The organism is Micromonospora sp. NPDC047467, assembly GCF_040643095.1.
GTDB lineage: Bacteria > Actinomycetota > Actinomycetes > Mycobacteriales > Micromonosporaceae > Micromonospora.
The window spans coordinates 66,493-89,891 of record NZ_JBEYTO010000001.1 but is presented as its reverse complement, the minus strand read 5'-3'; the positions used below and the strand labels follow the sequence as shown (position 1 = coordinate 89,891).

Sequence of the window (23,399 nt, the reverse complement as noted above, 5' to 3'; positions counted from 1 at the left end):
CCGCGTCCCGCGTCCCGCGTCCCGCGTCCCGCGTCCCGCGTCCCGCGTCCCGCGTCCCGCGTCCCGCGTCCCGCGTCAAGATCGTGCTCGATCCTGGATCGAGTGGCCTCACCGACTCGCCGACACCACTCGATCCTGGATCGAGCACGATCTTGCGGGCGGCCGGGCGAGCGAGCCGGGCGGGTGGGCGGGCTGGCGGGCGGGTGGGCCGGCGGGCGGGCGGGCGAGCCGGGCGGGTGGGCGGGGCGGGGCGGGGCGGCCGAACGAGCACGCCGGGCGGGCGAGCGAGCAAGCCGGGCGGGCGGGCGGAACGCGCAGGCCGGGCGGGCGAGCGGGCCGGGCGAGCGAGCAAGCCGGGCGGGCGAGCCGGGCGGGGCGAGCAAGCCGGGCGGGCGGGGCGAGCCGTTCCTGGGCGGGCGGGCGAGCCGGGCGGGCGAGCCGGGCGGGTGGGCGGGGCGGGGCGGGGCGGCCGAACGAGCACGCCGGGCGGGCGAGCGAGCAAGCCGGGCGGGCGGGCGGGCGGGCGAGCAAGCCGGGCGGGCGGAACGCGCAGGCCGGGCGGGCGAGCGGGCCGGGCGAGCGAGCGAGCCGGGCGGGCAAGCCGGGCGGGGCGAGCAAGCCGGGCGGGCGGGGCGAGCCGTTCCTGGGCGGGCGGCTGGGTCGGGCGGCGGACGGCTGGGCGCGGTGGGAACGGCGGGCGTGATTGGGGCCGAGGGCGGGGTCGGAGGCTCCCGACGTCATTTCGACATCAGCTATTGACGACGCCGTAACAGGTGGCCTAGCGTCTGTCGAACCGCTTCGTCGAAGCGCTTCGACGATCATTCGGGAGCTGTCCCACAACGGCTGACGCGGTCCCACGAGGGCTGCAACACGAGGGCTGGAGGAGGTGCGCGATGGCCACCATGCACGACGTCGCCCGCCTCGCGCAGGTCTCGGTCAGCACCGTGTCGTACGTGCTCACCGGCACCCGGCCGATCTCGCAGGCCACCCGGGCCAAGGTCCTCGCCGCGATGGCTCAGCTCGACTACCAGCCCAACGCGATGGCCCGCGGCCTGGCCAGTCGGCGCAGTCGAATCCTGGGCCTGTTGATGCCCATGGACGAGCGCGGCCTGGGTGCGACCGAGACGGCGTTCGTCACCGGTGCCGCCGCCGCTGCCAGCGTCGCCGGCTACCACCTGGTGCTCTCCCCGATCGGCGGCGGCAACCTCGACGACCTGCGGCGGCTGGCCAGCCAGCGGATGCTCGACGGCGTCGTGCTGATGGAGGTGCAGCTCGCCGACGAGCGGGTCACCGTGCTCCAGGAGGCCGGCGTGCCGCTGGTGCTGATCGGCCGCACCGGGGACGCCGACGCGCTCTCGTACGTCGATATCGACTTCGAGCAGACCGTGCGGGAGGCCGTCGAGCATCTGGTCGGCCTCGGGCACCGGCACATCGTGTACGTCAACCACTCGGCCGCCACCCTCGCCAGCGGTTACGGCCCCGCGCTCCGTACCCGGGACACGTTCGTGGCGGCCATGACCGGGCACGGCCTGGAACCGGTGATGATCCCCGCCGAGGACAGCGCCGCCGGTGGCCGGGCCGCTCTGGCCGCCGCGTTCGCGCAGGCGCCGGAGCTGACCGCTGTGCTGGCCATGAACGAGACGGCGATCTTCGGCATCCTCGGTGAGTTGACCGGTCGAGGGCTGTCGGTGCCCGACGACGTCTCGGTCGTCTCGATGGTCACCTCGCCGCAGGTCGCCGAGCTGGCCACACCGGCGTTGACCGCGATGACGTCGCCCGGGTCGGCCCTGGGCCGAATCGCGATCGAGGCGTTGTTGCGGCACCTGGACGGGTCCGGCAACGAGCGCCACCAGCAACTGCTGCCGTGCGCGCTGGAGGTCCGCGGATCGACCGCCGCGCCACGACGATCGACAGTGACCACCTCTGGACCACGACGACCGACAGCGACCACCTCCGAACCGTTACCGACGGTCGGGGGCTGACCAGCAAAAACGGCCCGCCGCCGCGCTGCAACGCGACGACGGACCCAGTGAAGTACCGGGCTCGATACTCAACGAGGAGGATAGCAATGCAGCGATTCCGCCGGATCGTCGCCGCGATCGCCCTGGCGGCGACCGCGACGACCACAGTGGCCGCCTGCGGCGGTGGTGACAGTGGGGACGACAGCGGGGCCAAGACCCTGAAGCTGTGGCACTACGAGAGCGCCAACAGCGCCATGGGCATCGCCTGGGACCGGGCGATCGAGATCTTCAAGGCCGAGCACCCGGGCGTCGAGGTGCGCTTCGAGCGCAAGGCGTTCGAGCAGATCCAGCAGAACGCCGGGATGATCATCAACTCGTCCGAGGGCCCGGACATCATGGAGTACAACAAGGGCAACGCCACGGCCGGCCTGCTCTCCTCCCAGGGCCTGCTCTCCGACCTGAGCGCCGAGGCCGACAAGCGCGGCTGGGCCGACAAGCTCAGCCCCAGCCTCCAGACCACCGCCCGGTACAGCGACAAGGGCGTGATGGGCTCGGGCAACTGGTTCGGTGTGCCGAACTACGGCGAGTACGTCACGGTCTACTACAACAAGGACCTGTTCCAGCAGAACGGCGTGCAGGTGCCGACCACCCTCGCCGAGATGACCGCCGCGATGGACACCTTCGTCGGCAAGGGCATCACCCCGCTGGGCATGGCCGGCGCTGAGTACCCGGCCGGGCAGCTCTTCTACCAGTTGGCGCTGGCCAAGGCCGACCGGTCGTTCGTCGACAACTACCAGCTCTACAAGAACCCCGTCGACTTCAAGGCCGACCCGCTGAAGTACGGCGCGGACACCTTCGCCGACTGGGTGAAGAAGGGCTACGTCGCCAAGGACTCGGCGAGCCTCAAGGCCGAGGACATGGGCACCGCGTTCATCGGCGGCAAGACCCCGATGATCGTCTCGGGCAGCTGGTGGTACGGCCGGTTCAAGACCGAGATGAAGGCCAACTGGGACACCTTCCTCTTCCCCGGCAACACCCTGCAGGCCGGCTCCTCCGGCAACCTGTGGGTGGTCCCGGAGAGCAGCAAGGCCAAGAGTCTGGCGTACGACTTCATCGACATCACGCTGCGTCCGGAGATCCAGGACCTGATCGGCAACAACGGCGGCGTCCCGGTGGCCGCTGACCCCGCGAAGATCAGCGACGCGAAGGACCGCAAGCTCATCGAGGACTTCAACACGGTGAGCAAGCAGGACGGCCTCGCGTTCTACCCGGACTGGCCGGTCCCCGGCTACTACGACGTGCTCGTCGGTGGCTTCCAGGCCCTGATCAACGGGTCGAAGTCTCCCGACCAGGTGCTCGACACGATCGCCAAGCCGTACGCCGATGGCGTCAAGGAGATCACCGGCAAGTGACGCGGCGGGCGGCGGACGCGACCGGTACGACCGGCGCGTCCGCCCGCCCCACCGGGAAGGATCTTCCATGGCAGTCTCCGAGACCGTCGCCGCCCCGGCCGCGACACCAACCCCTCCCGCACCCCGCCGCGCTCCTCGCGGCCGCAATGCGGCGTACTGGCTCTACCTGCTCCCCGGAGCGGTGCTGTTCGTCCTGGTCATCGGCGCGCCGCTGGTCGGCACCGGTTACCTGTCGCTGACCAAGTGGTCCGGGGTTGGCGACCCCACCTTCATCGGGCTGGACAACTACCGGCAACTGCTGCACGACGAGGTGTTCTGGGCGTCGTTCCGCAACACCGTCTGGATGCTCGTCGCCATGGTGGTGGTGCCCACCCTGCTCGGGCTGCTGCTCGCCTCGGTGCTCTTCGACGTCATCGGCCGCCGGTTCAAGCCCCGCACCGCCGCCGCCCTGCGGGCCGCGTTCTACCTCCCGCAGGTGCTGCCGGTCGTGGTGGCCGGCATCGTCTGGGGCTGGATCCTGCGCCCCGACGGCGCGTTCAACAGCCTGCTCGGCGCGGTCGGTCTGGGGGCGCTGCGCCACGACTGGCTCGGCGACCCGGACACGGCGCTGCCAGCCGTGATGGCGGTGATGATCTGGGTGCAGATCGGCTACCCGGTGGTCGTCTTCATGGCGGCGTTGCAGCGGGTCGACCCCGAGCTGTACGAGGCAGCGGAGGTCGACGGCGCGAACTGGCTGCACCGGTTCCGGGCCATCACGCTGCCGCAGATCCGGCCGGAGACGTTCGTGGTGGCCCTGACCTGCACCATCGCCGCGTTGAAGGTGTTCGGGCCGATCTTCGCCCTGACCCGGGGCGGCCCGGAGAACGCCACGAATGTGCCGTCCTACTTCGCCTACTACACCTTCTTCAAGAAGCTCCAGGTCGGCTACGGCTCCGCGATCTCGACCGTGCTCACACTGATCATCGTGGTGGTGGCTGTGGTCTTCATCTGGATGCAGGCCCGCAGCGAGCGCCGGGACCGGGGGATCTGACATGGCCGTCACGCTCACTCCGACCCCCGCATCGGCGGCGCCTCGTCGGCCGGTACGGGATCGGCACCACCGCGGCGTCGGCCGCTGGGTCGTGCTCGTCCTGGTCACGCTCGCCGCGCTCGCCATGCTGGTGCCGTTCGTGTTCATGCTGCTCAACGCGTTCAAGTCGCCCGGGGACTACTCGTCGAACGGGCCGCTGAGCTGGCCGACGGAGTTCTACACCAAGGGCCTGCGGACGTACTGGACCGAGGTTAACTTCCCCCTGAAGTTGTGGAACTCGACGCTCATCGCCGGGTCCGTGGCGGTGCTCGGCGTCGCCGTCTCCCTGCTCAACGCGTACGCGCTGGGCATCGGTCGGGTTCGGGGTCGGCTCTGGATCGTGGGGCTCTTCCTGCTGGCGAACATGCTTCCGCAGGAGGCGCTGATCTACCCGCTCTACTACGTGGCGAAGCAGGTCGGCCTCTACAACACCCAGCTCTCGGTGATCATCATCTTCACCGTGATCCAGAGCGCGTTCGGCACGTACCTGCTCGCCTCGGTGCTGGGCACGTTCCCGCGCTCGCTGCTGGAGGCCGCGTCGCTGGACGGCGCCGGCAAGTGGACGGTGCTGTGGCGGGTGGTCTTCCCCAACCTGCGGCCCACCCTCGCGGTGCTGCTCATCTTCTTCTTCATCTGGACCTGGAACGAGTTCCTCATCCCGCTGGTCATGCTGATCGACAACCAGACGCAGACCATCCCGGTCGCGATCGCGTCGTTGCAGGGTGACCGGCTGATGGACGCCCCGACGACCAACGCCGGTGCGTTGATCAGCCTGGTGCCGGCCATCCTCTTCTTCCTCATCTTCCAGCGCACTCTGGCGCGCGGCATCACGGCAGGAGCCGAGAAGTGAAGTTCACCGACGGGTACTGGCAACTGCGCCCGGGGGTCAGCGTCCTGCGCCCGGGCACAGTGGAATCCGTGCAGCCGGACGACCGTGGCTTCACCGTCTTCGCGCCGGCCGGTCAGATCACCGGTCGGGGCGACACCCTCAACCGGCCGGTGGTCACGGTCCGGTTCTTCTCCCCCGCTCCCGGCATCGTGGGGGTGACCATCGGTCACCACAGCGGTGGGCTGCCCCGCGAGCCGCACTTCGGTCTGACCACCGACGACGACTTCCCGGTCGCCGTCGACATCACCGGGATCACCGCCTCGCTCACCACCGGCGAGTTGACCGCCCGGGTCGCGCTCGTCGACGGCTGGCGGGTCGAGTTCCTGCACGGCGACCGACTGGTCACCGCGTCCACCGCGCGCAGCGTCGGCATCGTCACCGACGGCGAGGGCCGCCGGCACGTGCACGACCGTCTCGCGCTCGGCGTCGGCGAGACGGTGTACGGGCTGGGCGAGCGGTTCGGCCCGTTCGTCAAGAACGGTCAGACCGTCGACATCTGGAACGCCGACGGTGGCACGGCCAGCGAGCAGGCGTACAAGAACGTGCCGTTCTATCTCAGCAGCGCCGGCTACGGGGTCTTCGTGGACCACCCGGAGCACGTGTCGTTCGAGGTCGGCTCGGAGGTCGTCACGCAGACGCAGTTCAGCGTGGAGGGCCAGTCCCTCACCTACTACGTCATCGACGGGCCCACCCCGAAGGACGTGCTGCGCCGCTACACCGCGCTGACCGGCCGACCGGCCCGGGTTCCCGCCTGGTCGTACGGGCTGTGGCTGTCGACGTCGTTCACCACCTCGTACGACGAGAAGACGGTCACCGAGTTCGTCGACGGGATGGCCGAGCGGGGCCTGCCGCTGTCGGTGTTCCACTTCGACTGCTTCTGGATGCGCCAGTTCCACTGGGTCGACTTCGTCTGGGACCCGGCGACGTTCCCCGACCCGGAGGGGATGCTGCGCCGGCTGCACGAGCGTGACCTGAAGGTCTGCGTCTGGATCAACCCGTACATCGCGCAGCGTTCGTACCTCTTCGAGGAGGGGCGCCAGGCCGGCTACCTGGTCCGCAACCCCGACGGCTCGGTGTGGCAGTGGGACAAGTGGCAGGCCGGCATGGCGCTTGTCGACTTCACCAACCCGGACGCGGTTCGGTGGTTCACCGGCAAACTCAAGGTCCTGCTGGACATGGGCGTCGACTGCTTCAAGACCGACTTCGGTGAGCGCATCCCGACCGACGTGGTGTGGCACGACGGCTCGGACCCGCAGCGGATGCACAACTACTACTCCTACCTCTACAACAAGGCGGTCTTCGAACTGCTTGAGGCCGAGCGCGGCAAGGGCGAGGCGGTGGTGTTCGCCCGCTCGGCGACCACCGGCGGGCAGCAGTTCCCGGTGCACTGGGGCGGCGACTGCGAGTCGACGTTCGTGGCGATGGCCGAGTCGCTGCGCGGCGGGCTGTCCCTGGCGGCGTCCGGTTTCGGCTACTGGAGCCATGACATCGGCGGTTTCGAGGGCACCCCCGACCCGGCCGTGTTCAAGCGGTGGATCGCCTTCGGGCTGCTCTCGTCGCACTCCCGGCTGCACGGCTCCGGCTCGTACCGGGTGCCGTGGGCGTACGACGAGGAGGCCGTGGACGTGCTGCGGCACTTCACCCGGCTCAAGCTCAGCCTGATGCCGTACCTGGCGGCCGCCGCGCAGGAGGCGCACCGCGACGGAATTCCCATGATGCGCCCGATGATCCTGGAGTTCCCGGACGACCCCGCCGCGGCGCAGTTGGACCGGCAGTACATGCTCGGCTCCGACGTGCTGGTCGCGCCGGTGCTCAGCGCCGACGGTCAGGTCACCTACTATGTGCCCGCCGGCACGTGGACGCACCTGGTCACCGGCGCGCAGGTCACAGGCCCGGCCTGGGTCACCGAGAAGCACGAGTTCGACAGCGTGCCGGTGCTCGCCCGTCCGGGCGCGGTCATCCCGTTCGGGGCACGCTCCGACCGGCCCGACTACGAATGGGCGGACGGCGTGCAGTTGCGGCTCTACACACCGGCGCAGGGGCAACGCCAACGGGTACGGATACCGGCACCCGGGGACGGCCCCGGCGCGGAGTTCGAGGTGAGCTTCCGCGACGGGGTGGCCACCGCCGAGTTGGTGGCGGGCGCCTCGTCGGGATACGACTGCGTGGTGGCCGGTACGGAGGTGGTGGGGCGATGACGGAACGTACATTCCCGGAGAGTTTCGTCTGGGGTTCGGCGACGGCGGCGTACCAGATCGAGGGCGCGGCCACCGAGGACGGGCGCGGGCCATCCATCTGGGACACCTACAGTCACACCCCGGGGCGGACGCTGAACGGCGACACCGGCGACGTGGCCGCCGACCACTACCACCGGTGGGCCGACGACCTCGGACACATCGCCGACCTCGGGCTCGACGCGTACCGGTTCTCGATCTCCTGGCCACGGGTGCAGCCGGGCGGCTCCGGGCGGTTCAACCAGGCCGGCCTGGACTTCTACTCCCGGCTGGTCGACGGGCTGCTGGAGCGCGGCATCCGCCCGGTGGCCACCATGTACCACTGGGACCTGCCACAGGAGTTGGAGGACGCCGGCGGCTGGCCGGTGCGGGAAACCGCGCTGCGCTTCGAGGAGTACGCGTCCGGGATCGTCGCCGCGCTCGGCGACCGGGTGCACACCTGGACCACGCTGAACGAGCCGTGGTGCTCGGCGTACCTGGGTTACGCCTCCGGGGTGCACGCGCCGGGACGTACCGAGCCGGCGGCGGCGCTGGCCGCGGTGCACCACCTCAACCTGGCGCACGGCCTGGCCGGGCGGGTGGTCCGGGAGCTGGCCCCGGCGGCTGAGCTGTCGGTGACGCTGAACCTGCACGTCGTGCGCGGGGCGTCCGACTCGGACGCGGACCGGGACGCGGTGCGGCGGATCGACGGGCTGGCCAACCGGGCGTTCCTCGGCCCGATGCTGGACGGGGCATACCCGGCCGACCTGCTCGCCGACACCGCGCCGGTCACCGACTGGTCGTTCGTCCACGACGGCGACGAGAAGCTGATCGCGGTGCCGCTGGACGTGCTCGGGGTCAACTACTACTCCAGCACCCTGGTCCGTGCCTGGGACGGGGTCTCGCCCCGGTCCGACGCGGACGGGCACGGCGCCTCGGCGCACTCGCCGTGGGTCGGTGCCGACGACGTCGACTTCCTGCCGCAGCCCGGCCCGTACACGGCGATGGGTTGGAACATCGACCCGCCCGCGCTGACCGAACTGCTGCTGCGCCTGCACCGCGAGTACCCGAACCAGCCGATGATGATCACCGAGAACGGCGCGGCCTTCGACGACGTGGTGTCAGCCGACGGCCGGATCCACGACGACCGGCGGATCGACTACATCCGTCGGCACGTGGCGGCGATGGCCGATGCCCGCGAACAGGGTGCCGACCTGCGCGGCTACTTCGTCTGGTCGCTGCTGGACAACTTCGAGTGGGGCTACGGCTACGACCGCCGCTTCGGGATCATCCGCGTCGACTACGACACGCAGGAGCGCACCTGGAAGGACAGCGCCCACTGGTACCGGCGGCTCGCCGCGACCGGTGAGCTGGACCAGGCTTCGGAGTAACCGCACCACGACGCGCCGCCGGCTGCCCTGCCGTAGTGCCGGGCAGCCGGCGGCGCGCCTGCTGCCACCCCTACCGGCCTTCTCGGCCGTCGGCAGGGATGGGCGGAGGCGAAGGGTAGGTGCCCACCCCTCCCCCGACGTCACGCGTCACCGCTGCGGCTTGCCGGGCTGCCGAGCCCGCTGACTAGACGCCGACGCGCTGCGGCGGGACGGTCAGGCCGTAGAGCGCCATCAGCTCCGGGGTGTCGACCCGACTGCCGTCGGCCACCGAGTCGCAGGCGATGTCGACGATCTGGTCCTTGTGCGCCAGCAGGTACGGCCGGGCACCCACGTCGGCGCTGGCCAGAGTGGCGATGCCGGGCCAGTGCCGGCGGCCGAACAGCATGGGGTAACCGCGCAGCCCGTCGTAGGTGGCGCAGACCAGCACGTCCGGGTACGGCAGCGCGGACACCCGCCGCACCGCGGCGGAGGTCAGGCCCGGCATGTCGACCGGAACCACCACCACCGCCTCGATTCCCTCGTCGTCCATGGCGGCCAGCCCGGCCCGGATGGACGAGCCGACCCCGGTGCCCCACGCCTTGTTGATCACGACGGTGGCCTTGGCCAGGTCGGCGGTCTGTCGAACCTGCTCGGCGGCGGCACCCAACACGACCACGATCTGCTCGCAGCCCGCCTCGGTCATCGTGTCGATCATCTGGTTGACCAGGGGCTTCTCCCCCTGGTGCAGCAGCGCCTCGGGACCGCCGATGCGGCGGCCACCACCGGCGGCGATGATCATTCCTGCGATCCGGTTCAGCTGCGCCCCCTCAAGCACGGGACCGACCGTGACCGGTCGGCCCCTCCTACGGACACTGCAACGAGGACCGCTGGCCGAGGGTGGCGGGGCGAAAAGGAGAAATAGCGCAACCGTTACACGTCCGGCATCTCCGGGAACGGACGGGCCACCGGTCAGGCCGCGTCGGCGTAGCAGTCGACGATGGACAGATCCAGCGGAAATCGCACCGGGGTGTCGCCGAACAGCAGCGCCGTGGCCCGCTCACCGCTGCGCTGCACCGCCGCCGCGACCGCCTCGGCCTGCCCCGCCGGGCAGTGCACGACCACCTCGTCGTGCTGGAAGAAGACCAGCTCGGCGTCGGTGCTGGCCAGCGCGGTGCGCAGCGTGGCCAGCAGGGTGGACGCCCACTCCGCGGCGGTGGCCTGGATGACGAAGTTGCGGGTGAACCGCCCCCGCGACCGCGCGGCACGCGCCCGCGGGCTCTGCCGGTCGGCCGCGCCGTCCGGATCGACCGGCCCCTCGTCCGGGTCACCGAACCCGAGAGAGCCGGGCGGGCACGTACGCCCCAGCCACGAGCGCACCAACCCACCGGACTCACCGGTGCGCGCCGCCGCCTCGACGTAACCGAACGCCGTCGGGTAGCTGTGCTTCAACACCGCCAGCGCGGGCAGCGCCGCACCGCCGGTCTGCCCGTACATCGCGCCGAGCAGGGCCACCTTGGCCCGGGCGCGGTCGCCGCCGAACGAGTCGCGGGCCAGCGCGGCGTAGAGGTCGCCGGCACCGCCCGCCGCCGCCAGCCGCGCGTCGCCGGAGACCGCCGCGAGCACGCGAGGCTCCAACTGGCCTGCGTCGGCGACCACCAACCGCCAGCCCGGATCGGCTACCACCGCCCGGCGGATCACCTTGGGGATCTGCAACGCGCCCCCACCCCGGGTGGCCCAGCGGCCGGAGACGACGCCGCCCGGCACGTACTCCGGCTGGAACCGGCCGTCGCGGACCCACTGCTCACGCCACGACCAGCCGTGCGCCGTCCAGATCCTGTACAGCTCCTTGTATTCCAGCACCAGTGGCACCGCCGGATGGTCCACCCCGCGCAGCACCCACGCCCGGGTGTTGGGCAGCTCCACCCCGACGCGGGCGAACGCCTTCAACAACTCGGCCGGCGAGTCGGCGTGCAACTGCCGGACGCCGAACGCGGCGGCGATCCGACTGGCCAACTCGGCCAGCCGGCGCGGCGGGCCGCCGACCGGGGACGGCTCGCCCAGCAGCTCGGCGAGGATCTCGTCGTGCACCTCGCCCCGCCAGGGCAGCCCGGCGACGCCCATCTCCGCCGCGATCAGCGCACCGGCCGACTCGGCGGCCACCAGCAACCGGAACCGGCCCGGATGCTCGGCGGTGGCGATGCGGGCGAGCTGGTCGGCGTACACCTGGATCAGTGCCTCGATGCCCGGGCCCGGCGGGCCGGGCAGCGTGTCGAAGAGCGCGCCCTGGCCGTGCCCGGGCGGCGCGGCGGCGCGCGGCGGCGGGTCGGGCGGCACCACCGCGCCGGTCAACCGGGCCCAGGCGGCGGCCAGCGACCGAGGCTCGCCCCAGCGGCCGGCGTGCCCGAGCAGCAGCGCCTCGGTCAGCTCCACATCGTGGCAGCGCTCGACGCGCACCCCCGCGCGCAGCAACGCGGGGTAGACCGCACCGGCGGCCGACCAGACCCAGCGCGGACGCTCGGCGGCCTCTCGCGCGGCCATGGCCACGGTGAGGTCGGCGACGATCTCGATCGGGCCGGTCGGCCTGCCGGCGGCATCCAACGGGCGCAGCTCGCCGCCGCCCCGCTCATCGGACACCACCGCCACCAGCACGGATGCGATTCTGCCTCGCCCCTCTGACATCGGCCGCGCCCATCCGACGGAACGGAGCGGTACGGGCGAAAACGGGTCAGTGGATCGTGGGAGGGCTCGGTAGCGTGGCCTGGTGCCCCCACAGATCCCGCATCCCGATCCCGGCATTCCGGACACCAGGGGGCCGATGCGCTACCTGTGGTGGCTGATCCGGTGCCAACCCGGGCGGGTGCTGCGCGGCAGCCTGCTCGGGACGGTCTGGATGGTCGGGCTGTCGGCACGGCCCTACCTGATCGCCCGCGCCGTCGACGACGGCCTGGGCGCCCGCGACACCCGGGCCCTGGCGCTCTGGGTCGCGGCGATCGTCGTCGCAGGGATGGCCTTGTCGTTCGTGGGCACCATGCGGCACCGCACGATGACGTTCATCCGGGAGGACGCCAAGGCCCGCTCGGCAGAGGTCCTGCTGCGCCACCTGTCCCGGATCGGCGCCGCGCTGCCACGCCGGGTCGCCTCGGGCGAGGTGGCCACCGTCGGCGGCTCCGACATCAACTGGACGGCGGAGGTGCTGACGCTGACCGGGCCCGGCGTCGGCGCGGTCGTCGCGTACGGGGTCATCGCCGTGGTGCTCTGGTCGATCTCCCCGATGCTCGCGCTCTGTGTGTTGGTGGGGGTGCCGGTGGTCGGGCTGGTCGTCGGGCCACTGCTGCGCCGCCTCGAACGTGTGGAGTCGATCTACCGCGGGCAGCAGGGCGCGCTCACCGCCCGATCCGGTGACATCGTGGCCGGGCTGCGGGTGCTCGCCGGCGTGGGCGGCCGGGACCTGTTCGCCCGGCGGTACGCGGCCAAGTCGCAGGACCTACGCGTCGAGGGCTACCGGGTCGGGGCGGTCAACAGCTGGATCGACGCGGCCACCGTCGCCATCCCCGGGTTGTTCCTGGCGACGGTGGTGTGGCTGACGGCTCGGATGGCGGTGAGCGGTGACGTCACGGTCGGTGAGCTGGTCGCCGTCTACGGCTACGTGGCGACCCTGATCGTGCCGGTCTGGTTTCTGATGGAGGGCAGTTACCAACTGATCCGGGGTCGGGTTGCCGCCCGCCGGATCGCCGACCTGCTCACCCTGAGCCCGGACGATGTCGGCGGCCCGGGCCGTCGGTGGCCGGGCTCCGTGCCCGACGCACGTCGGCCGGGCGCCCTGGCCGCACCGACCGGCCCCGCCGACCTGCACGACCCGGTGACCGGCCTGACCGTGCGCGCCGGCCGGCTGACCGGGGTGGCGGCGGACGACCCGGCAGCGGCCGTGGCCCTGGCCGACCGGCTCGGCCGGTACGTCGTGAGCGACACCACCTGGGGCGGTGTGCCGCTGACCGGGATCGCCCTCGACGAGGTCCGGGCCCGGATCCTGGTGGCCGACCACGACTCGTACCTCTTCGCCGGAACTCTGCGGGACATCCTGCGCGGCGCCGACGCGGACGACGACCGGATCGGATCGGCGCTGCGGGCCGCCTCGGCCGAGGATGTCGTCGACGCCCTGCCCGCCCGACTGGACACCCCGATCGACGCGCGAGGCCGGACGCTCTCCGGGGGTCAGCGCCAACGGGTACGCCTGGCCCGGGCGCTCCACACCGAGCCGGAGGTGCTGATCCTCGTCGACCCGACGTCGGCGGTGGACGCGCACACCGAGGCGCGGATCGCCGAGCGGCTGCGTGCCGCACGGGCCGGGCGGACCACGGTGGTGATCGCCACGTCGCCGCTGCTGCTCGGCCGGGCCGACCTGGTCGCGCATCTGAGCGCCGGCCGGATCACCGCCACCGGCAGCCACACCGAGCTGCTCGACCAGGACGCCGGCTACCGGCACCTGGTGGCGCGGGGCAGCGAGGATCACGACCTCGATCAGCCCGCCGACACCGAGGAGGCGTACCGGTGAGCCGGCTGCCGGTGGCCGACCGCGGCACCGTACGCCGGGCGTTGCGGGACATGATCAGCCGACACCGGCGGGCGGTCGGCCTCGTGCTGGCGCTGCACAGCGCCGCCGCGGTCGCCGGGCTCGCCCCGCCGTGGCTGCTGGGCACCATCATCGACCAGGTCACCGCCGGCGCGGGTGTGGCCACGGTGGACAGGCTGGCGCTGGCCATCGCCGGCTGCGTCCTGGTCAGCGCGTTGCTCGCCCGATACGCCCAGTACGCCGGCCACCGCTTCGGTGAGCGGGCCGTCGCCGAACTGCGCGAGGAGTTCGTCTCCCGGACTCTCCGGCTGCCGGTGTCGGTCGTCGAGCGCGCCGGCTCCGGGGACCTGGCCACCCGCAGCTCGGTCGACGTCGCGACCGTCGGGACCACCGTCCGGGACGTGGTGCCCGTCATCGTCATCGCCTCGGTGCAGTTGACGTTGCTGTTCGGGGCGGTCTTCCTGCTGCATCCGCTGCTCGGCCTGGCAGCGCTGGCCGGGCTCCCGACGATCATCGCGGTGACCCGCTGGTACCTGCGTCGGGCCAGCGCCGCGTACCTCACCGAGGGCGCGGTGTCGGCCGAGTTGACCGAGACGCTGACCACCACCGCCGAGGGGGCCCGCACGGTGGAGGCGCTGCGGCTGACCGACGACCGGATCGGGCACGGCACTGGCCGCATCGCCCTGGTGTGGCGCGCCCGGCGGGCGACCCTCGCGCTGCGCACGGTGTTCTTCTCGGTCGTGGAGGCCAGCTATCCGCTGCCGATCGCCATGGTCCTGCTCGTCGGCGGCTACCTGCTCACCCGGGACATGGTCTCGCTCGGCGCGGTGGTCGCCGCCGCGCTCTACCTGCAACAGGCGATCGACCCGCTGGACCGGCTGTTGCAGTGGACGGAGCAGGCGCAGCGCGGCTTCGCGTCGTACGCCCGGGTGCTCGGCGTCGGCCTGGTCCCGCCGGAGCCCCCCGGCACGACGGCCACGTCGCGGGGTGAGCGGCTCGTGGTGCGTGGGGCGCGGTTCTCCTACACCGGCGGGCAGGACGTGCTGCACGGCATCGACCTGGAGGTGCAGCCCGGTGAGCGGCTGGCCGTGGTCGGTCCGTCGGGTGCCGGCAAGTCGACGCTGGCCCGGCTGCTGGCCGGGATCGACGCTCCGCGTCAGGGTGTCGTCAGCATCGGCGGTTGCCCCGTCACCGACCTCGACCCCGCCGAGCGGCGTCGCCGGATCGCCCTGGTCACCCAGGAGCACCACGTCTTCATCGGCTCGGTGCGCGACAACCTCGCCTTCGCCGCGCCCGACGCCTCCGACGAGCAGATGCGCGCCGCGCTGGGCACCGTGGGCGCCGACTGGTACGCGGGGCTGCCCGACGACCTGGACACTCAGCTCGGCGACGGTGCCCTGCAACTCGGTGCCGCCGAGGCCCAGCAGTTGGCGCTGGCCCGGCTGGTGCTCGCCGACCCGCACACGCTGATCCTCGACGAGGCGACCGCCGCCCTCGATCCGACCACCGCCCGTCGTACCGAGCGGGCGCTGGCTGCCGTGCTCGTCGGGCGGACCGTCATCGCGATCGCCCACCGGCTCAACACCGCGCACGACGCCGACCGGGTCGCCGTCCTGGCGGACGGGCGGATCACCGAGATCGGCAGCCACGACGACCTCGTGGCTGCCGACGGGGCGTACGCGGCGCTCTGGCACTCCTGGCACAGCCAGGCCGACGAGCGCCCGAGGTGACCGACTACTTGACGGCGCCGGAGGTGAGGCCGGCCTGGATCTGCCGCTGGAACACCGCGTACACGATGATCATCGGGAGGATGGCGATGGTCAGCGCGGCGAACAGCCCGGACCAGTCCGCCTCGTAGCCGGCGTTGACCGAGATGTCGGCGATGCCCTGGGTGAGCACCCACTTGTCCTTGGCGTTCGACAGCAGCACCAGGGGAAGCTGGTACTGCGCCCACTGGCCGATGATGTTGAAGATCGCCACGCTGATCAGGCCGGGCTTCGCCATCGGCATCATCACCTGGAAGAACAGCCGGGTGTGCCCGCAGCCGTCGATCATGCCGGCCTCGGCGACCGACGACGGCAGCGTCTTGAAGAACGCGGCCAGGAAGAACACCGTGAACGGCAACGAGTAGGCGATGTAGACAAGCACCACGCCGGTGTGGGTGTCCAGCAGGCCCAGGTTGCGCACCACGAAGAAGAGCGGCACCAGGGCCAGGAAGACCGGGAACGCCAGCCCGGACACGAACAGGTAGTAGATCGCCCGGTTGCCCCAGAACTTGTACCGGGCCAGCACGTAGGCCGCCATCGAGCCGAGCAGCATGGTGCCGAACGTGCTGAAGCCGACGACGATGACACTGTTGAGGAAGTACCGGCCGACGTTCGCCTTGGTCCAGGCTCGACCGAAGTTCTCCCAGCGCAGCTCCGCGGGGAGCGTCCACGGGCTGCTGAAGATCTCGCTGGTGTTCTTGAACGCGGCGAGGAACGTCCAGAGGATCGGCACGATCACGATCACCGCCCAGACGGCGAGCGCGATGTGCCCCATACCGGCCAGGAACCGTACCTCCGAGCGGGGGCCCTTGCCCCGCCGGCCGGTCGCGTCCGGGTCGCCGGTCTTCGGCGGTAGCGCCGCCGGTGTCGGCGGCAGCGTCGACTGCGGGTTCATCAGTACTCCACGCTTTCCCGCTTGGTGAGCCGCAGCGTCAGCGCCGCGAACGTGATGGTGAGGAAGAACAGCGCCACGCCCATCGCGGAGGCGTAGCCGTACTTCGAGTAGACGAACGCGTTGCGGTAGATCTCCATGGCCAGGACAGTGGTGGCGCCGTCCGGGCCGCCACTGTCCACCGAGAGCACCGCGACGATGGCGAACGCGTCGAACGCCGCGATGCCCAGGTAGACCCAGGCCACCTGGAGGGTGTCCCAGAGCAGCGGCAGGGTGACCCGGAAGAACAGGGTCACCTTGCTCGCGCCGTCCATCTCGGCGGCCTCGTAGATCTCGCCCGGGATGGAGGCCATCCCGGCCGAGAACAGCACCACGTAGAAGCCGACGGCCTGCCACACCAGCACCGCGATGATCGACCAGAGGGCCAGGTTCGGCTGGACGAGGAAGAGGATCGGTTCCAGGCCGAACTCCATCAGCACGCCGTTGATCAGGCCGGACTCGTTGGGCCGGTACACCATCTGGAACAGCACCGCGATGATGGCCACCGCCAGGACCTGGGGGAAGAAGAACACCACCCGGTAGAACTTCGACCCCCAGACCCCCTGGCGTTGCCCGCCGCTGCTCTTGCCGCCCACGTTGAGCAGGAAGGCGAAGAACAGCGCGATGGCGATGGTGATCAGCGGCAGGGCAAGCAGCAGTACGCCGTGGTGTTGGACCGCCTTCAGGAAGCTGCCGTCGTCGAGCAGCCTCCGATAGTTGTCGAAGCCCACCCACTGCGGGGCCGACAGCCCCCGCCAGTTGGTCATCGAGATCTGGAACGCCTGCGCGTACGGCGCGATGACGAAGACCACGTACAGCGTGACCGGGGCGAACAGGAACCCGATCACGAATGGATACTTGCCGTGCCGCATGACCCTAGCTCCGATCGATCAGCGCTTGAACTTGGCGACCGAGCTGTCCTTCTTGATCGCGTCGGCGCGCTTCTGGATCCGCTCCACGAAGGCGTCCGCGTTGATCCGGCCGAACATCAGCTCGTTGGTGGCGGTCCGCGCCTCCGTGTCGAGCTCCTTGTACCAGCCGTCGAAGTACAGGTTGAACACGTCCTGACCGGCCGCCTTGAGCGCGGTCTGCGAGCTGGCCACACCGGGCGGGAAGGCGAAGCCCTCCGAGCCGGCGGTGACCACCGTCGGGGCCTTGACCACCTCGGTGAAGCCCTTGGCGCCCGCCGTGGACAGCATCTGGCGCATGTACTCCAAGCCGCCCTTGGGGTTCTTGCTCTTCGCCGAAACGAAGTAGCCCTCACCCGCGGTGGCGCGCAGCGCCGTGGCCGGCAGCTTGTCCGAGGCGGTCAGGCTCGGCACCGGCATGAGCTGGTAGTCGAAGCCCGCCGGGGTGTCCTGCTTCTGCTCGCCCTCCAGCCAGTCACCGCTGGGGTAAAGGGCCAGCTTGTACTGGTTCTGCCGCAGCTGCACGTCGGTGTGCTTGAGCCCCTCGAAGCTCTTGTCGCTGAACTTCGCGCCGACCTCGGCCCACGCGGTGGCAGCCTGCTTGACCGCGTCCTGCTTCCAGGCGCCGTCCTCCAGGTTGTCGATGTTCTTGAGCACGTCCGTTCCGCCGATCTTGGCGGCGTGGGTGAGGATCACGTTCCACTGGTAGTAGGCCGCGTTCGCGCCGGCGTACCCGTACGGCGTGATGCCCTTGCCCTTGATGGCGGTGAGGAGGGCGATGAAGTCGTCCCAGGTCTTCGCGGGCGCCCAGCCGTTGTCCTTGAACAGCTTGGCGGAGTACCAGATGCCGAAGACGGTGGAGACGTAGTACAGGACGTACGGCTTGCCGTTGAACGAGCCCGCCTCGACGGTGCCGGGCACCACGGTGTCGCGGACCTTCTTGGCCGGGTCGTCGACCGACGGGGCGTCCCACAGCTCGGTGAGGTCCTGGAGCTGACCGTCGGCGACCAGCGCGCCGAAGTCCATCAGCTTCTCGCCCGAGTTGTTCACGAACTCCGGCGGGTTGCCGGACGCGAAGCGCGGCTGGAGCACCGTGGAGACCGCCTGCGTGGCCTGGTGCTTGACCTCCGCCTTGGGGAACGCCTTCTTGTACAGCGGCTCGTGCACGTCGGTGGCGTACTTCTCGCCGTAGCCACCATTGAAGATGATCACCTCGAGCGGGGCGTCCTCCTTGACGCCCAGCGGGTTGGTGGCGCTCTTGGTGCCCTCGGCGACCTGCTCGTTCTTCTCGTCGCCGCCGCTGGTGGCGCAGGCGCTGAGCAGACCGATGGCCGGAGTGGCGAGCAGGCCCACGGCGGCGGCGCGACGCAGCACCGTGCGACGGTCGAGTGCGGCCGGGTATTCGGGGGTAATCGACATCGTCGTCTCTCCTTGTGGAATTCGGGTCAGGCGGTGCGCCGGAGACGCCCGGCGTACCGCGACTCGAGGGCGATGTTGTGCTCGTCCCCACCGGGGACGTTGGCGGAGAGGTAGATAGGGGGTACCTCCCCGGCCTGGTGGAACCGTCGTACGACCTCGGCGGTCAGCAGCTGCGCCAGCAGCGCCGTGGTGACCGAGGAGACCGCACAGACCGCGCCGCCGCCCTCGAGCGGCAGCAGTGCATCGCCGTACGGCGCGCCGTTGTCCAGCACGACGTCGGCGAGGTCGGCGAGCCGCTGACCGGACGGGTGCCGTGGGGCGACCCGTGCGGTGTGCTCGACCGAGGTGACCGCGATCAACGGGTGACCGCGCTTGGTGACCAGCGTCGCCAGCTCGACCACCGAGCCGTTGATGCCGGACTGGGACGCCACCACGAACACGTCGCGCGGCTGTGGCGCCGCGAGCGCGTAGATCTGGTGGGCGATCCAGGGGTCGCGTTCCAGCTTGGGATCGGCGAGTACGTCGCGCGGGGCGTCGCCGTGCACCACCAGGTCCCGCACCGAGAGCCGGTTGGTGGGGACCAGCCCGCCGGCCCGGGCGACCAGCTCGGCGGCGAACCCCTCGGAGTGCCCGGCGCCGAACGCCTGGAGCACACCGCCGGCACGCAGGCTGTCGGCGATCAGGTCGGCGGCCCGGGTGATCCCGTCGGCCTCGGAGTCGAGCAGCCGGTCGAGCACCGGGCGGACCGCGTCCGCGTACCCCTGGGCACTGATCATGAAAGGGCTCCCTTCGCGGCCTTGTGGCCGTCGACGGCCTGTGCGGTACGCCGGAAGGCCGCGTGAGCGCGGTCGTGGGTGCGTTGGGCCACGGCGATGTAGAGCAGGTCGAGCACCACCAACTGGGGGTGGCGGGCGGAGAGCGCGTCCGGCCGGAAGGTGGTGGCCTGGCTGGCGGTGAGCAGCACGATGTCGGCCAGCTCGGCCAGCGGCGAGCGGGGGAAGCCGGTGAGGGCGAGGGTGGTCGCGCCGCGGCTGCCCGCCTCGGCGAGCATCTCGATGGTCTCCCGGGTCTGTCCGGTGTGGGAGATGCCCAGCGCCACGTCCCCGGCGCGCAGCAGCGCCGCGCTGGCCAGCCCTTCGTGCACGTCGTTCCAGGCCCAGGCGGCAACCCCGATGCGGTGCAGGCTGAACTGCATCTCCTCGCCCACGAGAGCGCTGCCGCTGGCGCCGAAGATGTTCACCCGGTTGGCGCCGGCGATCGCCACCGCGGCCCGTTCCACTTCGACGAGGTCGAGCAGCGCGGCGGTGTCGTGCATGGCCCGGGTGTCGGCGGCCATGATCTGGTCGAGGACCCGGGCGAGGGGGTCGCCCGGCTGGATCTCCCGGCCGATGTCGACGGTCCAGCCGGCGGATCGGGCCCGACCGGTCTCGGCGGCGATGCCGAGTCGCAGGTCCGCGTAGCCCTCGAAGCCCATGGCCCGGCAGAAGCGGGTGATGGTGGCCGGCGAGGTGCCGCTGCGCTCGGCCAGCTCCACGATGGTGGCTCGGGCGGCGGCCTCCGGGTCGCTCAGCACGTGCTCGGCGACGCGGCGCAGCGCACCGGTCAACTCGCCGAGGCCGGCGCGGACCCGGGCCAGCACGCCGTCCGAGGCGGATCCGAGCGTGCCCCGTCGGTCGAACGCGTCGGCATCGACCACCGCGGTCCCCGCGGCGGTGTCCACCTCGTGTTCAACCATCGACGCCTCACCTTTTCGAAAAGACTGTTAACTGTTAGTGGTAAAAGTTCTTACTGAACGCCCCCCTGTGTCAAGACCGTGGGCGAAGTTTTCAAACTGTTACCTGGCGCACTGACCGGCCCTTGCCCCGCGCGACGGCGCCGACCAGCATGAACGGACCCATCGCCGCGCAACGCAAGGAGGGCCGTGCCGATGTCCGACACCGTCGTGGTCGGTCTCGACGTCGGGGGTACGTCCACCCGGGCGACCGCCCTGACCCTCACCGGCGTACGCCTCGGCACCGGCCGCGCCGGCGGTGGAAACCCCACCAGCCACGGCGCCGAACGAGCCGCCACCGAACTGCTCACCGCCCTGCGGCACGCCCTCGCCGACGTCGACCCGACCCGGGTCGCCGCCGGCACCATCGGGCTCGCCGGAGCCGGCCGCCTACGCGCCGACCCCGCCGGACGAGCCGCCTTCGACCGGGCCTGGCACGACGCCGGCCTACGCTGCCCGTACGCCGTGCACGGCGACGCCCTCGTCGCGTACGCCTCCGGCACCGCCGACCCCGACGGGACAGTGCTCATCGCCGGCACCGGGGCCATCACCGCGCAGGTCCGCGACCTGCGGCTGGACCGCGTCGCCGACGGCCACGGCTGGCTGCTCGGCGACGCCGGATCGGGCTTCTGGCTCGGCCGCGAGTCGGTCCGCCGGCTCCTCGCCGACCTGGACACCGGCCGCACCCCCGGCACACTCGCCACCGCCGTGCTCACCGAACTGATGGGCAGCGCCAACATCGCCACCCGCCCACGGGACACCGTGGACGCCACCATCCAGGCGGTGACCCGCCGACCACCGATCGAACTGGCCCGGCTGGCACCGCTGGTCGTCACCGCCGCCGCCGACGGCGAGCCGGTGGCCACCGCCCTCATCGCCGAAGCCGCCGCACACCTGGCCGCCAGCGTCGGCCGGATCCGCCCAGCCGGGGCGGTCACACCTGTCGTGCTCGGCGGCGGACTGCTCACCGGAGACACCCCGCTGGCCATCGCCGTCCGCGCCGAGATCGCCCGGCACTGGCCGGACGCGCCGCTGCGCACCGCGGGCGACGGTGCCGCCGCAGCCGCCTGGCTCGCCGCCCGCGACCTGGCCGAGGTGACCGACCCAACCGCCCTACACGCCCGCCTCTTCCCCACCCCCTGACCCACCGCCGCACCGCCGCACCGCCGCACCGCCGCCCCGCCGCCCCGCCGGCATGATCGTGCTCGATCCTGGATTTAGGCCCCAACCTCGCGCCCGGAGGGCACTACATCCCGGATCGAGCACGATCATGGGGGCGGCCGCAGCGCGAGCAGCGCGAGCAGCGCGAGCAGGCCTACTTGAGCTGGCCTGCGGTGAGGCCGGCCTGGACCTGCCGTTGGAAGGCCACGTAGACGGCGAGCACCGGCAGCACCGCGATGCTCAACCCGGCGAACAGCCGGGCGTAGTCCCCCGCGTAGCCCTGGCTCACCGACAGGGCGAACAGCCCCTGGGCGAGCACCCACTTGGACTCGTCGCCCTGCATCAGCACCTGCGGCAGCAGGAACTGGTTCCAGTGGCTGAGGAAGTTGAAGATCGCAACACTGATCAATCCCGGACGCGCCATCGGCAGCATCACGCGGAAGAAGAGCCGGAAGTGACCGCAGCCGTCGACCATGGCGGCCTCCGCCACCGAGGTGGGCAGGGTCCGGAAGAACGCGGTCAGGAAGAACACTGTGAATGGCAGCGAGTACGCCGCGTACACCAGGATCAGGCCGGTCCAGGTGCCGAAGAGACCGGCGTTGCGGACCACGAAGAACAGCGGCACGAGGGCAAGGAACACCGGGAACATCAGCCCGCCGACGAACAGGTAGTAGACGATCTGACGGCCCCGGAACTCGTACCGGGCGAAGACGTACGCGGCGGTGGCGCCCATCAGCATGGTGAGGCTGACCGAGCCGGCGACCACCACGAGGCTGTTGAGGAAGTACCGGCCGATGTGCGCTCCGGTCCAGGCCCGCGCCCAGTTGTCCCAGTGCAGCGCCCCGGGCAGCCCCCACGGGTCGGCCAGGATCTCGCCGTTGGTCTTGAACGAGCTGAGGAACATCCACAGCAGCGGCAGGACGGTGAGCAGGCCCCACAGCAGCAGGAAGCCGTGCGAGAGGGCGTTGGCCACGCCGGTCTCCCGACGCATCGGGCGGTCCCGGCCGGTGACCGGCGTCGGCGCGGTCGTGGTGCGTTGATCCACAGTGGTCACGAGTATTCGATCCGTTCACGCCGGCCGACCCGAAGCGACAGCACCGCCACCGAGAGGGTCAGGAAGAACATCACCACGCCGATCGCCGAGGCGTAGCCGAACTTGGTCTCGCTGCCGAAGGCGGTGTCGTACATCCGGACACCGATGACGTCGGTGGAGAAGTTCGGCCCACCGTTGGTCATCAACTGCACGAGGATGAACCCGTCCAGGGCGAAGATGGCCAGGTAGACCCAGGCGACCTGCACGGTGTCCCAGAGCAGCGGCAGGGTGACCCGACGCAGCGTGGTGACCCGGGACGCGCCGTCGAGCAGCACCGCCTCGTAGATCTCCTTCGGCACGGCCGACATCGCGGCGCCGAACAGCACCACGTAGAAGCCGACGTTGCTCCACACCATCACCGCCAGCACACACCAGAAGGCGGTGGCCGGGTCGCCGAGCCAAGTCGGCGCGGGCAGGCCGATCCCGTGCAGGGCAGCGGTGAGCAGCCCCTTGTTCGGGTGGTACACCTCCTTCCAGAGCAGCGCGATGATCACCACGGAGAGCACCTGCGGGAAGAAGTACACGGTGCGGTAGAGCGCGCCGCCGCGTACCCCTGTCACACCGGCGCGGCCCTTGCGCCCGCCCATGGCGAGCATGGTGGCGAAGAAGAGCCCGAGCACGATGGTCAGCACCGGCACCAGGCCCAGCAGGATCGCGTTGTTCTTCAGCGCGTTCCAGACGTAGTCGTCGTGCCACAGGGTCTTGAAGTTCGCCAGGCCGACCTGGTTGGCGTCCGCCGAGTAGCCGAGCCAGTCGGTGGTGGAGATCTGGAACGCCTGCAGGTACGGCGAGACGACGAAGATGACGTAGAGCAGCACCGGCGGCACCAGGAAGGTGACGATCAGCGGCCACTTGCCATGTCTCAC

The 23,399-nt window shown here is 71.1% G+C and carries 18 protein-coding genes; 9 read left to right on the top strand and 9 right to left on the bottom strand.

Annotation, left to right across the window (positions count from 1 at the left end; all coding sequences use genetic code 11):
- Window positions 1–893: 893 nt before the first annotated feature.
- The 6 genes from ABZ780_RS00360 to ABZ780_RS00335 all read left to right on the top strand — a co-directional run bounded on the left by ABZ780_RS00360 (window position 894) and on the right by ABZ780_RS00335 (window position 8,935).
- On the top strand, window positions 894–1,982 hold the full coding sequence (locus tag ABZ780_RS00360; protein WP_357482643.1) for a LacI family DNA-binding transcriptional regulator: 1,089 nt from the start codon (window positions 894–896) through the stop codon (window positions 1,980–1,982).
- An 86-nt stretch (window positions 1,983–2,068) separates the two neighbouring features.
- Complete coding sequence (locus ABZ780_RS00355; protein WP_357482640.1) at window positions 2,069–3,373, top strand: extracellular solute-binding protein; 1,305 nt, start codon at window positions 2,069–2,071, stop codon at window positions 3,371–3,373.
- Window positions 3,374–3,440: 67 nt separating this feature from the next.
- Entirely contained in the window at window positions 3,441–4,403 is a 963-nt protein-coding gene (locus ABZ780_RS00350; protein ID WP_357482637.1) for a sugar ABC transporter permease, read from the top strand.
- A gap of 1 nt (window position 4,404) precedes the next feature.
- Complete coding sequence (locus ABZ780_RS00345) at window positions 4,405–5,292, top strand: carbohydrate ABC transporter permease (RefSeq protein WP_357482634.1); 888 nt, start codon at window positions 4,405–4,407, stop codon at window positions 5,290–5,292.
- Window positions 5,289–7,529, top strand: coding sequence for an alpha-xylosidase (gene yicI / locus ABZ780_RS00340; RefSeq protein WP_357482631.1), 2,241 nt, complete (start codon window positions 5,289–5,291; stop codon window positions 7,527–7,529). The genes ABZ780_RS00345 and yicI overlap by 4 nt, the downstream gene beginning before the upstream one ends.
- Window positions 7,526–8,935, top strand: coding sequence for a GH1 family beta-glucosidase (locus ABZ780_RS00335; protein ID WP_357482628.1), 1,410 nt, complete (start codon window positions 7,526–7,528; stop codon window positions 8,933–8,935). Before yicI ends, ABZ780_RS00335 begins: the two co-directional genes overlap by 4 nt.
- Before the next feature lie 184 nt (window positions 8,936–9,119).
- On the opposite strand, the gene ABZ780_RS00330 is transcribed toward ABZ780_RS00335, so the two are convergent.
- Together ABZ780_RS00330 and ABZ780_RS00325 are read right to left on the bottom strand one after the other, a co-directional pair.
- Entirely contained in the window at window positions 9,120–9,713 is a 594-nt protein-coding gene (locus ABZ780_RS00330; RefSeq protein ID WP_357012594.1) for a nucleotidyltransferase family protein, read from the bottom strand.
- Between the two features lie 170 nt (window positions 9,714–9,883).
- Complete coding sequence (locus ABZ780_RS00325) at window positions 9,884–11,593, bottom strand: bifunctional 3'-5' exonuclease/DNA polymerase (RefSeq protein ID WP_357482625.1); 1,710 nt, start codon at window positions 11,591–11,593, stop codon at window positions 9,884–9,886.
- A 136-nt stretch (window positions 11,594–11,729) separates the two neighbouring features.
- Here ABZ780_RS00325 and ABZ780_RS00320 point away from each other — a divergent pair, with 136 nt between their 5' ends.
- Both ABZ780_RS00320 and ABZ780_RS00315 read left to right on the top strand, forming a co-directional pair.
- Window positions 11,730–13,466 (top strand): ABC transporter ATP-binding protein, encoded by a 1,737-nt coding sequence (locus tag ABZ780_RS00320; protein WP_357484033.1) that lies wholly within the window; start codon window positions 11,730–11,732, stop codon window positions 13,464–13,466.
- Between the two features lie 50 nt (window positions 13,467–13,516).
- The gene (locus tag ABZ780_RS00315; RefSeq protein WP_357484030.1) at window positions 13,517–15,214 is read left to right on the top strand and encodes an ABC transporter ATP-binding protein; all 1,698 of its coding nucleotides are present in this window, start codon (window positions 13,517–13,519) and stop codon (window positions 15,212–15,214) included.
- A gap of 4 nt (window positions 15,215–15,218) precedes the next feature.
- Here ABZ780_RS00315 and ABZ780_RS00310 read toward each other — a convergent pair whose 3' ends face one another.
- Genes ABZ780_RS00310 through ABZ780_RS00290 form a run of 5 tightly spaced genes read right to left on the bottom strand, consistent with a single transcriptional unit; the run spans window position 15,219 to window position 20,243 of the window.
- Window positions 15,219–16,145, bottom strand: coding sequence for a carbohydrate ABC transporter permease (locus ABZ780_RS00310; RefSeq protein WP_357012514.1), 927 nt, complete (start codon window positions 16,143–16,145; stop codon window positions 15,219–15,221).
- Window positions 16,145–17,053, bottom strand: a complete 909-nt coding sequence (locus ABZ780_RS00305) for a sugar ABC transporter permease (protein ID WP_357012513.1) — start codon at window positions 17,051–17,053, stop codon at window positions 16,145–16,147. Before ABZ780_RS00305 ends, ABZ780_RS00310 begins: the two co-directional genes overlap by 1 nt.
- A gap of 18 nt (window positions 17,054–17,071) precedes the next feature.
- Window positions 17,072–18,508 carry an N-acetylglucosamine/diacetylchitobiose ABC transporter substrate-binding protein gene (gene ngcE / locus ABZ780_RS00300; RefSeq protein WP_357012511.1) on the bottom strand — a complete coding sequence of 479 codons (1,437 nt, stop codon included), beginning with the start codon at window positions 18,506–18,508 and terminating at the stop codon, window positions 17,072–17,074.
- 26 nt (window positions 18,509–18,534) lie between these two features.
- Entirely contained in the window at window positions 18,535–19,284 is a 750-nt protein-coding gene (locus ABZ780_RS00295) for an SIS domain-containing protein (protein ID WP_357012510.1), read from the bottom strand.
- Complete coding sequence (locus ABZ780_RS00290) at window positions 19,281–20,243, bottom strand: MurR/RpiR family transcriptional regulator (protein WP_357012509.1); 963 nt, start codon at window positions 20,241–20,243, stop codon at window positions 19,281–19,283. The genes ABZ780_RS00295 and ABZ780_RS00290 overlap by 4 nt, the downstream gene beginning before the upstream one ends.
- 192 nt (window positions 20,244–20,435) lie before the next feature.
- Here ABZ780_RS00290 and ABZ780_RS00285 point away from each other — a divergent pair, with 192 nt between their 5' ends.
- The gene (locus ABZ780_RS00285; RefSeq protein WP_357482622.1) at window positions 20,436–21,422 is read left to right on the top strand and encodes a BadF/BadG/BcrA/BcrD ATPase family protein; all 987 of its coding nucleotides are present in this window, start codon (window positions 20,436–20,438) and stop codon (window positions 21,420–21,422) included.
- 172 nt (window positions 21,423–21,594) lie between these two features.
- On the opposite strand, the gene ABZ780_RS00280 is transcribed toward ABZ780_RS00285, so the two are convergent.
- Together ABZ780_RS00280 and ABZ780_RS00275 are read right to left on the bottom strand one after the other, a co-directional pair.
- The gene (locus ABZ780_RS00280; protein WP_357484027.1) at window positions 21,595–22,431 is read right to left on the bottom strand and encodes a carbohydrate ABC transporter permease; all 837 of its coding nucleotides are present in this window, start codon (window positions 22,429–22,431) and stop codon (window positions 21,595–21,597) included.
- 59 nt (window positions 22,432–22,490) lie between these two features.
- The gene (locus ABZ780_RS00275) at window positions 22,491–23,399 is read right to left on the bottom strand and encodes a sugar ABC transporter permease (RefSeq protein ID WP_357012504.1); all 909 of its coding nucleotides are present in this window, start codon (window positions 23,397–23,399) and stop codon (window positions 22,491–22,493) included.

What these genes read in the sequence shown, in the direction of transcription:
- ABZ780_RS00285 (WP_357482622.1), top strand. Translation starts at nt 20,436, where the DNA reads ATGTCCGACACCGTCGTGGTCGGTCTCGACGTCGGGGGTACGTCCACC.
- ABZ780_RS00295 (WP_357012510.1), bottom strand. Translation starts at nt 19,284, where the DNA reads ATGATCAGTGCCCAGGGGTACGCGGACGCGGTCCGCCCGGTGCTCGAC.
- ABZ780_RS00290 (WP_357012509.1), bottom strand. Translation starts at nt 20,243, where the DNA reads ATGGTTGAACACGAGGTGGACACCGCCGCGGGGACCGCGGTGGTCGAT.
- ABZ780_RS00315 (WP_357484030.1), top strand. Translation starts at nt 13,517, where the DNA reads ATGATCAGCCGACACCGGCGGGCGGTCGGCCTCGTGCTGGCGCTGCAC.
- ABZ780_RS00360 (WP_357482643.1), top strand. Translation starts at nt 894, where the DNA reads ATGGCCACCATGCACGACGTCGCCCGCCTCGCGCAGGTCTCGGTCAGC.
- ABZ780_RS00305 (WP_357012513.1), bottom strand. Translation starts at nt 17,053, where the DNA reads ATGCGGCACGGCAAGTATCCATTCGTGATCGGGTTCCTGTTCGCCCCG.
- ABZ780_RS00280 (WP_357484027.1), bottom strand. Translation starts at nt 22,431, where the DNA reads ATGCGTCGGGAGACCGGCGTGGCCAACGCCCTCTCGCACGGCTTCCTG.
- ABZ780_RS00330 (WP_357012594.1), bottom strand. Translation starts at nt 9,713, where the DNA reads ATGATCATCGCCGCCGGTGGTGGCCGCCGCATCGGCGGTCCCGAGGCG.
- ABZ780_RS00355 (WP_357482640.1), top strand. Translation starts at nt 2,069, where the DNA reads ATGCAGCGATTCCGCCGGATCGTCGCCGCGATCGCCCTGGCGGCGACC.
- ABZ780_RS00310 (WP_357012514.1), bottom strand. Translation starts at nt 16,145, where the DNA reads ATGAACCCGCAGTCGACGCTGCCGCCGACACCGGCGGCGCTACCGCCG.
- ngcE (WP_357012511.1), bottom strand. Translation starts at nt 18,508, where the DNA reads ATGTCGATTACCCCCGAATACCCGGCCGCACTCGACCGTCGCACGGTG.
- ABZ780_RS00320 (WP_357484033.1), top strand. Translation starts at nt 11,730, where the DNA reads ATGCGCTACCTGTGGTGGCTGATCCGGTGCCAACCCGGGCGGGTGCTG.
- ABZ780_RS00335 (WP_357482628.1), top strand. Translation starts at nt 7,526, where the DNA reads ATGACGGAACGTACATTCCCGGAGAGTTTCGTCTGGGGTTCGGCGACG.
- ABZ780_RS00345 (WP_357482634.1), top strand. Translation starts at nt 4,405, where the DNA reads ATGGCCGTCACGCTCACTCCGACCCCCGCATCGGCGGCGCCTCGTCGG.
- ABZ780_RS00325 (WP_357482625.1), bottom strand. Translation starts at nt 11,593, where the DNA reads ATGTCAGAGGGGCGAGGCAGAATCGCATCCGTGCTGGTGGCGGTGGTG.
- ABZ780_RS00350 (WP_357482637.1), top strand. Translation starts at nt 3,441, where the DNA reads ATGGCAGTCTCCGAGACCGTCGCCGCCCCGGCCGCGACACCAACCCCT.